This is a genomic window from Streptomyces rimosus subsp. rimosus, assembly GCF_000720725.1.
Taxonomy (GTDB): domain Bacteria; phylum Actinomycetota; class Actinomycetes; order Streptomycetales; family Streptomycetaceae; genus Streptomyces; species Streptomyces rimosus_A.
Map to the genome: position 1 here is coordinate 1 of NZ_JOCQ01000162.1, position 12,856 is coordinate 12,856.

Consider the following 12,856-nt stretch of genomic DNA (forward strand, 5'->3'; position numbering starts at 1 on the left):
CCCCCGGGCGCGGCCGTCGGCGGAGCCGTACCGGGCGTCCGGCGCCGCCGTGTAGGCGTACCGCACCGGGGAACCACAGGAAGGGAACCCGGTCCTGTACACACCCACCCGGACTGGTGATTCCGCCCACAGCTCGCCCCGCCGGAGGAGCCACCGGCCCTTTCGCGCCTTACCCTCGTGGGCACCGCAATGACCGCTCGGACCCGGCATGGACCGCCCGCCGGGCGAGGCCGGCGGGGACCCGTGCACGCCCCCGCCGTAGCCCCGCATGGACCCGCCGCTCCGCCCCCAGCCACGGAGGTTCACGCCCGCATGAAGCTCACTGTCGTCGGTTGCTCGGGGTCGTTCCCTTCCACGGAATCGGCCTGTTCGAGCTATCTCCTGGAGGCCGACGGCTTCAGGCTGCTGATCGACATGGGCAACGGCGCCCTGGGCGAGCTGCAGCGCCACTGCGGTCTCTACGACCTCGACGCCGTCCTGCTGTCGCACCTGCACGCCGATCACTGCATCGACCTGTGCGGCTACTTCGTCGTGCGTTACTACCGGCCCGACGGCGGCCGGTGCGCGCCGATGCCCGTGTACGGGCCGGCCGGCACCGAGCGGCGGCTGACCGCCGCGCACGCGGACCTGCCGACCGACCAGGCGATGAGCGAGGTCTTCGACTTCCGCACGCTGACCCCGGGCACGTTCACCGTCGGCCCCTTCACCGTCCGCGCCGACCTGGTCAGCCATCCCGTCGAGGCGTTCGGCTTCCGTATCGAGCACGACGGCAAGTCGCTGACGTACTCCGGCGACACCGGGGTCTGCGACGCCCTGGACGGCCTCGCCGAGGGCACCGACTTCTTCCTGTGCGAGGCGTCCTTCACGCACGGCAAGGAGGACATCCCGGACCTGCACCTCAACGGACGCGAGGCGGGCGCGCACGCCGCGCGCGCCCGCGCGGGACGGCTGGTCCTGACCCACATCCCGCCGTGGACCGACCCGGGCATCAACCTGCGTGACGCGCAGGACGTCTTCGAGGGCCCGGTCGAGGTCGCCAAGGCGGGGGCGGTCTACGAGATCTGAGCCGGGGCCGGGAGCCGGGGCGGACGCGCCTGTCGGCCACCGGCATGCGGAAGGCCCCCGCGACCGGCGTGGTCGCGGGGGCCTTCCGTGGTTCGGGGCGCCGGCCCGGGGCCTACTTGCCCTCGGCCTTCTGCAGCTCGGCGAGTTCCTCGTCGGTCTCGCGGCCGGGCGTCTTGAGGTTGAACTTGATGATCGCGAACCGGAAGATCGCGTAGTACAGGGCGGCGAAGCACAGGCCCACCAGGGCCAGCCCCAGCGGATTGGTCGCGATGTTGAAGTTCAGTACGTAGTCGATCGCGCCGGCCGAGAAGCCGAAGCCGTCCTTCATGCCCAGCGCCCAGGTCAGCGCCATCGACACACCGGTCAGTACGGCGTGCACCGCGTACAGCACCGGGGCGATGAACATGAACGTGAACTCGATCGGCTCGGTCACACCGGTGACGAAGGCGGTGAGCGCGAGCGAGAACATCATGCCGCCGACGACCTTGCGGCGCTCGGGGCGGGCGCAGTGCACGATCGCCAGGCAGGCGGCGGGCAGCGCGAACATCATGATCGGGAAGAAGCCGGTCATGAACTGGCCGGCGCTCGGGTCGCCCTGCAGGAAGCGGGCGATGTCGCCGTGCTTGCCCTCGAAGTCACCGGCCTGGAGCCAGGGGAAGGAGTTCAGCAGGTGGTGCATGCCGACGGCGATCAGACCGCGGTTGGCGACGCCGAAGATGCCCGCGCCGACCGCGCCGGAGCCGACCAGCCACTCACCGAAGTTGTGCAGACCGGTGCCGAGGACCGGCCAGATGTAACCGAAGACGACGCCGATGACCAGGCCTGCGAAGGACGAGAGGATCGGCACCAGACGGCGGCCGCCGAAGAAGCCGAGCCAGTCCGGCAGCTTCTTGCGGCTGTAGCGCTGGTAGAGCAGGGCGACCACGATGCCCATCACCACGCCGCCGAGCACCTTCGCGTCGGCGGGCGCGGCCTCCTGGACGATCTTCCCGTCCACGACCTTGGCGATCTTCGGGAGGCTGTCGTCTCCGAACGTCGCCAGCACCTTGCTGAAGACCAGGTAGCCGACGACGGCGGCCAGGCCGGTCGAGCCGTCCGCCTTCTTGGCGAAGCCGATGGCGATACCGACGGCGAACAGCAGCGGCATGTTGTCCAGGAGCGCGCCGCCGCCGGCGGCCAGGAACTCCGCGATCTTGTTCAGGAACGCGGGCAGCGACTCCTTGCCGAGCAGGTCGCCCTGGCCGAGCCGGACCATGAGCGCCGCGGCGGGCAGCGCGGCGATCGGCAGCATGAGGCTGCGGCCGATGCGCTGGGCGACGGCCATGGCGCCGGCGCCGCGGCGCTTCTTGTCGGGAGCCGCCGTAGCGGTGGCCGAACTCATCGGATTCCTCCTGGGGAGGCGGGCACTCGGAGAAAGGGGGATGGCCCGCGGGCTTGGTCTACACCACTCAGTGGTTTAGACCATTCTTAGCATGTCGCCCACACATAAAGGAATCCGTTCTTCCCCAACGTTTGGATCACGGACCAAGCGGCCCTCGGGTCCGCCGACTTGAGGGCCGTCCGGACCGGGCCGGCCGGACCCGGCCGTACGCGGGCGGGACCCGGCCTCCGGCCGCTCCGTTTCACTTCAGATTCTGCTGCTCCAGCTCCTCTTCGACCTCTTCCGGTTCCCGGCCCGGAGTATGCAGGTCGAACTTGGTGATCACGAAGCGGAAGAGCACGTAATAGACGACCGCGAAGCACAGCCCGATCGGAATGATCATCCATGGTTTGGTGGCCAGTCCCCAGTTGATCACGTAGTCGATCAGGCCGGCCGAGAAACTGAAACCGTCCTTGACGCCCAATGCCCAGCTCACCGCCATCGAGACCCCCGTCAGCACGGCGTGCAGCGCGTACAGCACCGGCGCGATGAACAGGAACGAGTACTCGATCGGCTCGGTCACGCCGGTGACGAAGGACGTCAGGCCCACCGACAGCATCAGACCGCCGATCTCCTTGCGGCGGTGCGGCTTGGCGCAGTGCGTGATCGCCAGCGCCGCGGCCGGCAGCGCGAACATCATGATCGGGAAGAAACCGGTGGTGAACTGCCCGGCCGTCGGATCGCCCGCCAGGAACCGGTTGATGTCACCGTGCACCGACGTACCGTCCGGTTTGGTGAAATCGCCGAACTGGAACCACATGAACGTATTCAGGAACTGGTGCATCCCGATCACCAGCAGCGCCCGGTTGGCAACGCCGAAGATGCCCGAACCGGCGGCGCCCAGATCCGTCAGCCACTTGCTGAAGCTGGTCAGCGCGTCACCGATGGGCGGCCAGACCCACAGGCACAGCGCGGCGAAGGCCAGCCCGACGAACGCCATGACGATCGGCACCAGCCGGCGCCCGTTGAAGAAGCCCAGCCAGTCCACCAGCTTCACGCGGTGGTAGCGCTGCCAGATCCAGGCGGCGAAGAAGCCCATCACGATGCCGCCGAAAACCCCCGGGTTCTGGAAGTTCGCCGGCGTCGCCTTTCCGCCGCCGTCCACGCAGACACCGCTCCACTGCCCGGCCGAGGCGTACGCGGAGCCCGCCGCGCAGTCCTGCGGGAACTGGTGCAGCACCGAGTAGTAGACGAGGAAGCCCACCACCGCCGCCAGCGCCGTCGAGCCGTCCGCCTTCTTCGCCATACCGATCGCCACACCGACGCAGAACAGCAGCGGCAGGCCGAGCGAGGAGTCCAGCAGCGCGCCGCCCGCACCCGCGAACACCTTCGCCACGTCCTGCCAGCCCAGACCGTCCGCGCCGAAGACGTCCGGCTGGCCGAGCCGGTTGAGGATGCCCGCGGCGGGCAGGACCGCGATGGGGAGCTGGAGACTGCGCCCCATCTTCTGCAGACCCTGGAAAAGGCCCGCCGACCGCTTCTTCCTCGGTGCCGCCGCCGCGTTCGAGCTCATCCGCGTCCTTTCGGCCCCCGGCCCGCAGCGGGCCGGCTCGGTACGTGCCGCATACTTGTGGTGTAGACCATTTGTGGTGCGTTTCGGGCCCCCGGAAAGCGCTGCCGGGTGGTCGCCATCTTTCGCCAGACGGCGGACATGCGCCCGGGTAACTGGGCTGAACGTGCGTTACCGTGTGATCACCGAGCGGCACCGCCGCCGGTGGCCGAGACAAGCAGGAGTGGACATGGCCAGCAAGGCTGAGAAGATCGTCGCCGGGCTCGGCGGACTCGACAACATCGAAGAGGTCGAGGGCTGCATCACCCGCCTCCGCACCGAGGTCGCCGACCCCTCGCTGGTCGACGAGGCCGCGCTGAAGGCCGCCGGCGCGCACGGCGTCGTGAAGATGGGCACCGCCATCCAGGTCGTCATCGGCACCGACGCGGACCCGATCGCCGCCGAGATCGAAGACATGATGTGAGCCGCTGAAGCGCTCTCGTCCGGGGCCCCCGGTCCGCGCCGTGACGGCGCGGACCGGGGCCTCGGCATATGTACGTACGTTTGGTGCGGGGTGCGGGGTGCGGGGTGCGGGGTGCGGGGTGCGGGGTGCGTGACGTGTGGCAGGTGACGCGCCGCGCGAGACCGGTAGTACGAGACGCGTAGCACGAGACCGCGTATCGCGAGACGCGTAACGCGAGACACGTAACCTGTGACGCGGCCGTACGGAGGCGAGCAGCCCGCGGGCGGCTCCGACCGAACCGGAACCACCCCCTCTGCGGAGCCGATAGGGTCGGAGCCATGTCTCGTATCGACGGCCGCACCCCCGACCAGCTCCGCCCCGTCACCCTGGAACGCGGCTGGAGCAAGCACGCCGAAGGCTCCGTACTGATCTCCTTCGGCGACACCAAGGTCTTCTGCACCGCCTCCCTGACCGAGGGCGTCCCGCGCTGGCGCAAGGGCAGCGGCGAGGGCTGGGTCACCGCCGAGTACGCGATGCTGCCGCGCTCCACGAACACCCGCGGCGACCGCGAGTCCGTCCGCGGCAAGATCGGCGGCCGTACGCACGAGATCTCCCGCCTCATCGGCCGCTCGCTGCGCGCCGTCATCGACTTCAAGGCGCTCGGCGAGAACACCATCGTCCTGGACTGCGACGTCCTCCAGGCCGACGGCGGCACCCGCACCGCCGCCATCACCGGCGCATACGTCGCGCTGGCCGACGCCATCACCTGGGCCCAGGCCAAGAAGACGATCAAGGCCGGCCGGCAGCCGCTCATCGGCACCGTCTCCGCCGTCAGCGTCGGCATCGTCGGCGGCGTACCGATGCTCGACCTCTGCTACGAGGAGGACGTGCGCGCCGAGACCGACATGAACGTCGTCTGCACCGGCGACGGCCGCTTCGTCGAGGTCCAGGGCACCGCCGAGGCCGAGCCCTTCGCCCGCGAAGAGCTCAACGCCCTCCTCGACCTGGCCGTCTCCGGCTGCGCCGACCTGGACGCCGCCCAGCGCGAGGCGCTCGCCCGCACGCTGTGACGCACGGGCGGTGGGCTGTACGGGCGGTGGGCCGTACGGGCCGTGCGAGCCGTACGGCCGTGCACGCTCACGGTCGTACGGCCCACCGCCCACCCACCGCCTCTCTTGCCGCGCCCGCCCTGTGACCTTTCCCTCGTGGGATCTGCGTCTCTAGGAATACGGCGGCCGGCCGCGCACCGTGGACGCATGACCACTTCCGCTGCCACCGCCACCACGGCAACCGCCGCCACCGGGGCCCGGACCCGCACCGGCGGCCCCAAGGACGACTCCAACCTGCTGGAGCACATCGTCGGCTGGACGCTCGTCGTCGTCCTGGCCATGCTGCTGACCCAGACCGGCCTGGTCTGACGCCGAGGCGTCCGCCGGTCCGCACCCCCGCGGATCTTGCCGCGCCCCTGTCAACCAAAACCCGCCCGGCGGCGTTATCCCTGGTACCGACGCACCACCCGTGCTCGGCACACCAGGGGAGGACCGTTCCATGGCCGTACGCCGCCGTACCGCAATCCGCCGCACCACGACGACCACCGCCGTCGCACTGGCCACGGCCGGGCTGGCCGCAACCCTGCTCACCGCCTGCGGAACGGTCGAGAAGGCCGTCGGCTGCGCCAAGATCGCCACGACCTTCGCCAACGACCTGGACTCGCTCCGGCAGGACCTGGGCAACGCGGCCGACAGCCCGCAGGACGCCCAGCGCGCCGTCGACCGGCTGAACAAGGACCTCGGCAAGATCCAGAAGTCCACGGACGACCCGGACGTCCAGAAGGCGCTCGCCGACCTGACCAAGGCGCTGGACAAGGCCGACGACGCGGTACGCGACGGCAAGGTCCCCGACCTGAACGGACTGAAGGACGCGGCCGCTTCGCTCACCAAGACGTGCACGCCGGGGTGAGCAGCAACACCTGTACGCCGGGGTGAGCGCGGGGACCGGCACGCCGGGATGGGCGCGGGGACCTGGGCGCTGGGATGAGCACCAGGCCCGGCACGCCGGGATGAGCACCAGGACCTGCACCCCTGGATAATCGGGGCCTATGAAGCGCCTGATCCTCGCCACCCGCAACGCCGGCAAAATCACCGAACTCCGCGCCATCCTCGCCGCCGCCGACCTCGACGTCGAACTGGTCGGCGCCGACGCTTACCCGGACGTCCCCGACGTCAAGGAGACCGGCGTCACCTTCGCCGAGAACGCCCTCCTCAAGGCCCACGCCCTCGCCCAGGCGACCGGCCACCCGGCCGTCGCCGACGACTCCGGGCTGTGCGTCGAGGTCCTCGGCGGCGCGCCCGGCATCTTCTCGGCCCGCTGGTCGGGCCGGCACGGCGACGACCAGGCCAACCTCGACCTGCTCCTCGCGCAGCTCTCCGACATCGCCGACGGCCACCGCGCGGCGCACTTCGCGTGCGCCGCGGCGCTCGCCCTGCCCGACGGCACCGAACGCGTCGTCGAGGGCCGCCTCGAAGGCACCCTCCGCCACACCCCCGCCGGCACCGGCGGCTTCGGCTACGACCCGATCCTCCAGCCCCTCGGCGACACCCGCACCTGCGCCGAACTCACCGCCGACGAGAAGAACGCCATCAGCCACCGCGGCAAGGCGTTCCGGGGGCTGGTGCCGGTGGTGCGGGAGTTGTTGGGCTGAGGGGCGAGAGCCTGCCGTACGACGAAGGCCTGTCAGCTCGCCCGGTGGCCCACAACATATGAAGCGGCTGTCGCCTTCCACGGAAGGCGACAGCCGCTTCATATGTTGTGGGCCCGGTGGGACTCGAACCCACGACACACCGGACCTAAACCGGCGCCCTCTAGCCAGCTGGGGTACGGGCCCGCGGCGCCTACTGTACTGTGCCCGGTCGCGCGGCCGTCAGGGGATCTTGGGTCCGGGCGGTCCGCCGCCCGAATGTGGAGGTCTGGCTGTGGCATGAAGGGCACAGATAGCGCAGATTGCCGATGCGGTCGTCGAGCCGGTTTCCGTTGATGTGGTCGATCTCCAGGACCAGTCGTCTGCCCTGCCAGGAGCCGCCGAGACCGCAGGCGCCGCACCGTCGTGGAACCGCCTTGTCGTCCAAGGCACGGCGCAGCAGGGACGTCTTCGTCCGGCGGGAGCCCGGCGCGCGGCACCGGAGGATGTCGTCGGCAGGTCTGCGGGCCGGGGAGGGGTGGCCGCGAGCGTGGCCCTGCCCGGTGAAGTGCGCGGTCGACAGGCCGTAGGCCGTGATGCTCCGGCCGAGGAGCCGCCGGGAGGTGGTGGTGACGGGGCGGCCGAGCAGCCGGAGCGTCGCGGCCCGGCTTTTCGCACCGGCCACGGCAGTGGTGAGTTCGTCGCGCGGCAAGAGTTCCCCGTGGGCGCCGCGCCCGGTGAAATGCGCCGTGCTGATACCGAAGCGCGTCAGCTTCTTGCGGATGTGGCTGTAGGCGCTGTCGTACGGCGGGACGCCCAGGTACTCCAGGACGCCCCGGATGCTCCGCGCGTGTGCGGCGGCTTCCTCCAGGCGCTCCCTGGTGTACGTCTGCGGTGGTCGCCGTGGCAGGTCTTCCTCGACGAAGTGCGCGGTGTCGATGCCGTAGTGCGCCAAGCGGCGGCGCAGGTAACGGAGAGCGCCGGTGCCCGGGGGCGTGCCCAGGCGGCTGAGCATGTCCACCGGGCCGGTGGACACCGCGGCCGTACGGGCGAGCACATCGCGGGTGTACCGCCGGCTGGCCGTCACGGCAGGTGCCTTCGGGGCCCGCTACGTTTGCGGCCGCGGTAGGTGTCAGTGACGGCGTGGCAGTTGGGACACAGGAGGCGCAGGTTGGCCGGGCGGTTGTCCCACCAGTCGCCGTTGCGGTGATCGACCTCCAGGTGCAGGGGCTGCCCGTTCCACACCGGGCCCGTGCCGCACATCGCGCATCGTTCCCCTACTCCCCGCAGCAGCAGAGCCCTGCGCAGCCGGTCGCCGGGCAGCCGCCCCTCGGACGGCAACCCCAGGACCAGCCGGTCGGCGATCGGGCGTTGCGGACGTCTTGGGCGTGTGGATGTGAAATGCGTCGTGTCCAGGCCCAGTTCGGCGATCCGGCGGGCGATGTGGGCCTGGTTGCCGCCTACGGGATGGATGCCGAGCCGACGTACGACCTCGGCGGTGCTGTGGGACAGGGACACCGCCTCACGGAGCGCGGTTTCGGAATGGCGGACGGCCCCGGACGTGAAGTGGGAGGTGTCGATGCCCTCTTCGGCCATCCTGCGGCTGATGTAACACCGGACGCTCCGCGTCGGAGCGCTCCCGCAGTGGCGTGCTGCTTCGTCGTACGACGTGGAAGCGAGCGCGGCCTCGACGAGCAGTTCGCGCGTGTATTTCGTACCCATGGCCCCGTTCCCCCGATAACGCATTTCGGGCGTGAGTAGCGCCCTCGAATGCTTTAACGACCCCCACTCCACCCAGTTACGCCACCCAGCCCAAAAAAATGCCCGCGGCCCCCGCCCGTCAAGGGCGAAGGCCGCGGTGCGAAACCTCGGCGGAGGCGTATCAGAACCGGGGGTCCGGGGACTGTGCCGTGACCATTTCCACGGCCTCCTCCTTGGTGGCCACGGCCGGTGGGGAGCCCTCCAGGGGCTGCTGGGCCGTTTCCTTCATGCAGGCGACGGCGATGGCGCCGATCAGGGCGGCGCCCATGGCGTAGTAGGCGGGGATCATGTCGTTGCCGCCGGCGGCGTCCATGAGGGCGGTGATGACCAGGGGGGTGGTGCCGCCGAAGAGGGAGACGGCGAGGTTGTAGCCGATGGACAGGGATCCGTAGCGGACGCTGGTGGGGAAGAGGGCGGGCAGGGCGGCGGACATGGTGCCCAGGAGGCAGACCAGGCAGAGGCCCAGGATCAGCATGCCGGGGATGATCGCGGCCAGGCTGCCCGCCTTGACCAGCAGGAACGCGGGGACGGAGAGGAGGAAGAAGCCCAGCATGCCGGTCATGAGCAGGGGCTTGCGGCCGAAGCGGTCGTTGAGCTTGCCGACGGAGCTGATGATGCACATCAGGACGACCATGGTGCCGATGACGATCAGCAGACCGTGCGCCTCGTCGTAGTGGAGGGTGTCGGTCAGGTAGGTCGGCATGTAGGACAGCAGCATGTAGTGGCAGATGTTGTACGCGCCGACGAGGGCGATGCACAGGATCAGCATGGGCCACTGCTGGGCGAAGATCTCGCCGAGCTTCTTCTTGGGGGCGTTCTCCGAGAGGTGGGAGAAGTCGGCCTCGGTCTCGGTGACGGAGGTTTCGCCGTTGTTGGTCTGGGCGGCTTCCAGCTTCTGGAAGGCGGGGGTCTCGTCGAGCTTCATCCGCAGGTAGAGACCGACCAGGCCGAGCGGTCCGGCGACCAGGAACGGGATGCGCCAGCCCCAGTCGTGCATGGTCTCGCCGCCGAGCGTGGTGTTCAGGATCAGGACCAGGCCGGCGGCGCCGGTGTAGCCGGCCAGGGTGCCCATCTCCAGGAAGCTGCCGAAGAAGCCGCGCTTCTTGTCGGGCGCGTACTCGGCGATGAACGTCGAGGCGCCGCCGTACTCACCGCCGGTGGAGAAGCCCTGGATCATGCGGAAGACGATCAGCAGTATCGGGGACCACAGGCCGATGGTGGCGTAGGAAGGGATCAGGCCGATGCACAGGGTGCCGGCGGCCATCATGATCATCGTCAGCGCGAGGACCTTCTTGCGGCCGATACGGTCGCCGAGCGGCCCGAAGAACGCGCCGCCGATGGGACGCACGAGGAAGGCGACGGCGAAGGTGGCGAACGAGGACAGCAGGCTGACCGTGTCGCTGCCGCCCGGGAAGAACACCTTGCCGATGGTGACCGCGAGGTAGCTGTAGATGCCGAAGTCGAACCATTCCATGGCGTTTCCGAGCGCGGCGGCCTTCACGGCGCGTTTGACGACGCGCTCGTCGGTCACCGTGATGTCGGTGCGCCGCAGCCGGGGGTTGCGGCGGCGGGCGACGGCCCGGAAGAGGTTTCTGTGGCGTTTGAACGCCTCCGGGTCCCGGTCGGTCGCGGGTTCGGCTTCGGTGCTGCCGGTCGGCACGAGTCGAGTCCTCTCGGTCGGTCAGCGCGCTCGATGCGCGGCAGGGGGTCGCAACTGTCGTGGGCGGCCTCTGGGTCGGCTCGGCCGTCGGCGGTCGCCGTGATCACCCGAAGGTGGTCGTACGACAGGTGCGCCTGCGCACTGGAGCGCGGCTCAAACCACTCTGACCCCACAACGCGATGTACGTCACGTGACATGCGCCGTCCGGAGCAGCGGTTTCTCCCGGTTTCGGGCTGGTTCTCACCAGGAGTGCGACGGCCGCTGTTACAGGACTGGTACAAAGCCGAGTGGTCACCGCAGCGTCCGGGCAATCAGCCTGTGTGGCGGGGAGGGGAAAGTTGCGGGTATCGAAACCGCCCTTATGCTCCGAACCGTTCGCTCTGCGGATACCTCGCGTATGTGTCCCTTGTTACCGCGCGCGCGTGACGCGTTCGGCCGCGGCGGCCCGTACCGCGCCGGCACGGGGCCGCTGCCCCGGAAGGAGAAGTTCATGACCGACCGCGACCGCGATGGCGCCCGCCGGTTCCGCGGGCGTACCGCCCTGGCGACCTTCGTCGCGGTCACCGCCCTGGCGGCGGCCGGCGTGTGGTTCAGCCAGGCGACGGACCGCGCGTCGGCGGTGGACGCGGCGCCGAAGACGTCGGCGGTGCGGGACGTGAAGTCGTCGGCGAAGGCGTCCGGCGGGCTGCCGGGGGTGCGCGACTGCGGCTTCGGCGAGCCGGAGATCAAGCCGAAGGTCATCACGCTGACATGCGCGGACGCCGCCATGGTGGCGACCGGCATCGTCTGGGAGCGGTACGGCGGCGCGGAGGCCGAGGGCAAGGGCGTGGTGCAGGTCGAGAAGGCCGCCGCCGGGGCGGGTACGGACGCCGGGTTCCCGGCGACGTTCCGGCTGTACGGGGCGAAGACGGTGGACGGCGCGCGGGCGTTCACGGGGCTGGAGGTCACGTACGAGGGCTCGACGCCGCTCGGTGACTCGACGGAGATGTACAACCTCGCGTGATGGGCATCCGAGGCCGGATCGCCCTGGCCATTTCCTGTGTGGCGGCGCTGGCGGTGGTGGTGCTGGGGTTCGCGGTGCACCACATCGCGGACGCGGAGCGGGAGCGTTCGGCGCGCTCCTATCAGGACGACCGGCTCAGTTCGGCGCTGCAGATCTACGAGCGGGACGGCACGCTGGCGCTGGGCGCCCAGCTGGACGACGCGACGCTGCCGGACCCGCTGCGCGCCGCGGTCTTCGACGGCAAGTCCGGTACGTACCGGAGCCAGGGCGAGGACCCGCGGGTGTGGGCGGCCACCGGCGTGGGCGGCGGGACCGGCGCGCAGCCGCGGACGCTGTCGGTGTCGGCGGCGTTCCCGGACAACGACCCGGCCCAGGAGGCGCTGGACCGGGCGCTGGTGATCGCGGGCATCGGCACGGTGGTGCTGATGGCCGGCGTGTCGTGGTTCGTCTCGCAGCGGCTGTCCCGGCGGCTGCGGCACAGTGCCGCGGCGGCGCGCCGGATCGCGGCGGGTGAGCCGCCGGACGCCGAGGCGCTGGCGGCGTCGGGCCGGGACGAGGTGGCCGAGCTGGGCCGTTCGGTGCACCACATGGCGACGTCGCTGGCGGCGCGGGTGGAGGCGGAGCGCAAGTTCACCGCGGATGTGGCGCACGAGCTGCGCACCCCGGTGGCCGGGCTGGTAGCGGCGGCGGAGCTGCTGCCGCACGAGCGCGCCGTCGAGCTGGTACGGGACCGGGCGCAGACCATGCGCAGCCTGGTCGAGGATCTGCTGGAGGTCTCCCGGCTGGACGCGGGCGTGGAGTCGGCGCAGCTGGACGCGGTGGACCTGCCGTCGCTGGTGCGCGGGATCGTGGGCCGGGCGGAGCGGGTGCGCGGCATCACGGACGTCACGATCGTGGTGGCGGGCCCGGCGCGGGTGGTGGAGACCGACCGGCGCCGGGTGGAGCGGGTGCTGGTGAACCTGCTGGCGAACGCGGCCAAGCACGGCCGCCCGCCGGTGGAGGTACGGGTCGAGGGCACGCGGATCGTCGTACGCGACCACGGTCCGGGCTACCCGCCGGAGCTGTGCGCGGAGGGGCCGCGCCGGTTCCGTACGGCGGCACCCGAGCGCGGTACCGGCCACGGCCTGGGGCTGACGATCGCGGCCGGCCAGGCGGAGGTGCTGGGCGGCCGGCTGCTCTTCGGCGCGGCCGACGGCGGCGGCGCGGAAGCGGTACTGGAGCTGCCGGAGCCGGCCGGGGCGGACGCCGCGGCCGATCCGGTCGGGCAGCGGGGAGCGGTGACGGCCTCGTAGGCCGGGGGTCCGGCGGCGGCCGGGCG

At 70.7% G+C, this 12,856-nt stretch carries 13 protein-coding genes and 1 tRNA gene; 8 read left to right on the forward strand and 6 right to left on the reverse strand.

Translation table 11 applies throughout. The features are described from left to right. The first annotated feature begins 312 nt into the window (after positions 1–312). Positions 313–1,065, forward strand: coding sequence for an MBL fold metallo-hydrolase (locus IH45_RS0140715; protein WP_030681460.1), 753 nt, complete (start codon positions 313–315; stop codon positions 1,063–1,065). Positions 1,066–1,177: 112 nt separating this feature from the next. Here IH45_RS0140715 and IH45_RS0140720 read toward each other — a convergent pair whose 3' ends face one another. Then, positions 1,178–2,446 carry a PTS transporter subunit EIIC gene (locus IH45_RS0140720; protein ID WP_030681463.1) on the reverse strand — a complete coding sequence of 423 codons (1,269 nt, stop codon included), beginning with the start codon at positions 2,444–2,446 and terminating at the stop codon, positions 1,178–1,180. Between the two features lie 241 nt (positions 2,447–2,687). Then, positions 2,688–3,998 carry a PTS transporter subunit EIIC gene (locus tag IH45_RS0140725; RefSeq protein WP_030681466.1) on the reverse strand — a complete coding sequence of 437 codons (1,311 nt, stop codon included), beginning with the start codon at positions 3,996–3,998 and terminating at the stop codon, positions 2,688–2,690. Between the two features lie 226 nt (positions 3,999–4,224). Between IH45_RS0140725 and IH45_RS0140730 the strand changes: the two genes are divergently transcribed. The 5 genes from IH45_RS0140730 (at position 4,225) to rdgB (ending at position 7,138) form a co-directional block, all read left to right on the forward strand. Continuing rightward, positions 4,225–4,458: a glucose PTS transporter subunit EIIB gene (locus IH45_RS0140730; RefSeq protein ID WP_003986022.1), complete on the forward strand. Its 234-nt coding sequence runs from the start codon at positions 4,225–4,227 to the stop codon at positions 4,456–4,458. A 317-nt stretch (positions 4,459–4,775) separates the two neighbouring features. Further along, entirely contained in the window at positions 4,776–5,507 is a 732-nt protein-coding gene (rph, locus tag IH45_RS0140735) for a ribonuclease PH (RefSeq protein WP_030681468.1), read from the forward strand. Positions 5,508–5,693: 186 nt separating this feature from the next. Beyond that, on the forward strand, positions 5,694–5,855 hold the full coding sequence (locus tag IH45_RS1000000148375; RefSeq protein WP_107058813.1) for an SCO1431 family membrane protein: 162 nt from the start codon (positions 5,694–5,696) through the stop codon (positions 5,853–5,855). Between the two features lie 130 nt (positions 5,856–5,985). After that, entirely contained in the window at positions 5,986–6,396 is a 411-nt protein-coding gene (locus tag IH45_RS0140745) for a hypothetical protein (RefSeq protein ID WP_030681472.1), read from the forward strand. Positions 6,397–6,535: 139 nt separating this feature from the next. After that, complete coding sequence (rdgB, locus tag IH45_RS0140750; protein ID WP_030681475.1) at positions 6,536–7,138, forward strand: RdgB/HAM1 family non-canonical purine NTP pyrophosphatase; 603 nt, start codon at positions 6,536–6,538, stop codon at positions 7,136–7,138. Positions 7,139–7,246: 108 nt separating this feature from the next. On the opposite strand, the gene IH45_RS0140755 is transcribed toward rdgB, so the two are convergent. From IH45_RS0140755 to IH45_RS0140770, 4 genes are all read right to left on the reverse strand, one after another. Next, a tRNA-Leu gene (locus IH45_RS0140755) sits at positions 7,247–7,321 on the reverse strand. A 7-nt stretch (positions 7,322–7,328) separates the two neighbouring features. After that, a complete protein-coding gene (locus IH45_RS0140760) occupies positions 7,329–8,201 on the reverse strand; it encodes an HNH endonuclease signature motif containing protein (protein WP_050515545.1) in 873 nt (290 codons plus the stop codon). After that, on the reverse strand, positions 8,198–8,836 hold the full coding sequence (locus IH45_RS0140765) for an HNH endonuclease (RefSeq protein WP_030681481.1): 639 nt from the start codon (positions 8,834–8,836) through the stop codon (positions 8,198–8,200). The genes IH45_RS0140760 and IH45_RS0140765 overlap by 4 nt, the downstream gene beginning before the upstream one ends. 160 nt (positions 8,837–8,996) lie before the next feature. After that, positions 8,997–10,535, reverse strand: a complete 1,539-nt coding sequence (locus IH45_RS0140770) for an MFS transporter (RefSeq protein WP_030681484.1) — start codon at positions 10,533–10,535, stop codon at positions 8,997–8,999. Between the two features lie 490 nt (positions 10,536–11,025). Here IH45_RS0140770 and IH45_RS0140775 point away from each other — a divergent pair, with 490 nt between their 5' ends. Further along, the gene (locus tag IH45_RS0140775) at positions 11,026–11,538 is read left to right on the forward strand and encodes a hypothetical protein (protein WP_030681487.1); all 513 of its coding nucleotides are present in this window, start codon (positions 11,026–11,028) and stop codon (positions 11,536–11,538) included. Then, the gene (locus IH45_RS0140780; protein ID WP_032919380.1) at positions 11,538–12,830 is read left to right on the forward strand and encodes a sensor histidine kinase; all 1,293 of its coding nucleotides are present in this window, start codon (positions 11,538–11,540) and stop codon (positions 12,828–12,830) included. The genes IH45_RS0140775 and IH45_RS0140780 overlap by 1 nt, the downstream gene beginning before the upstream one ends. The last annotated feature ends 26 nt before the right edge of the window (positions 12,831–12,856 follow it).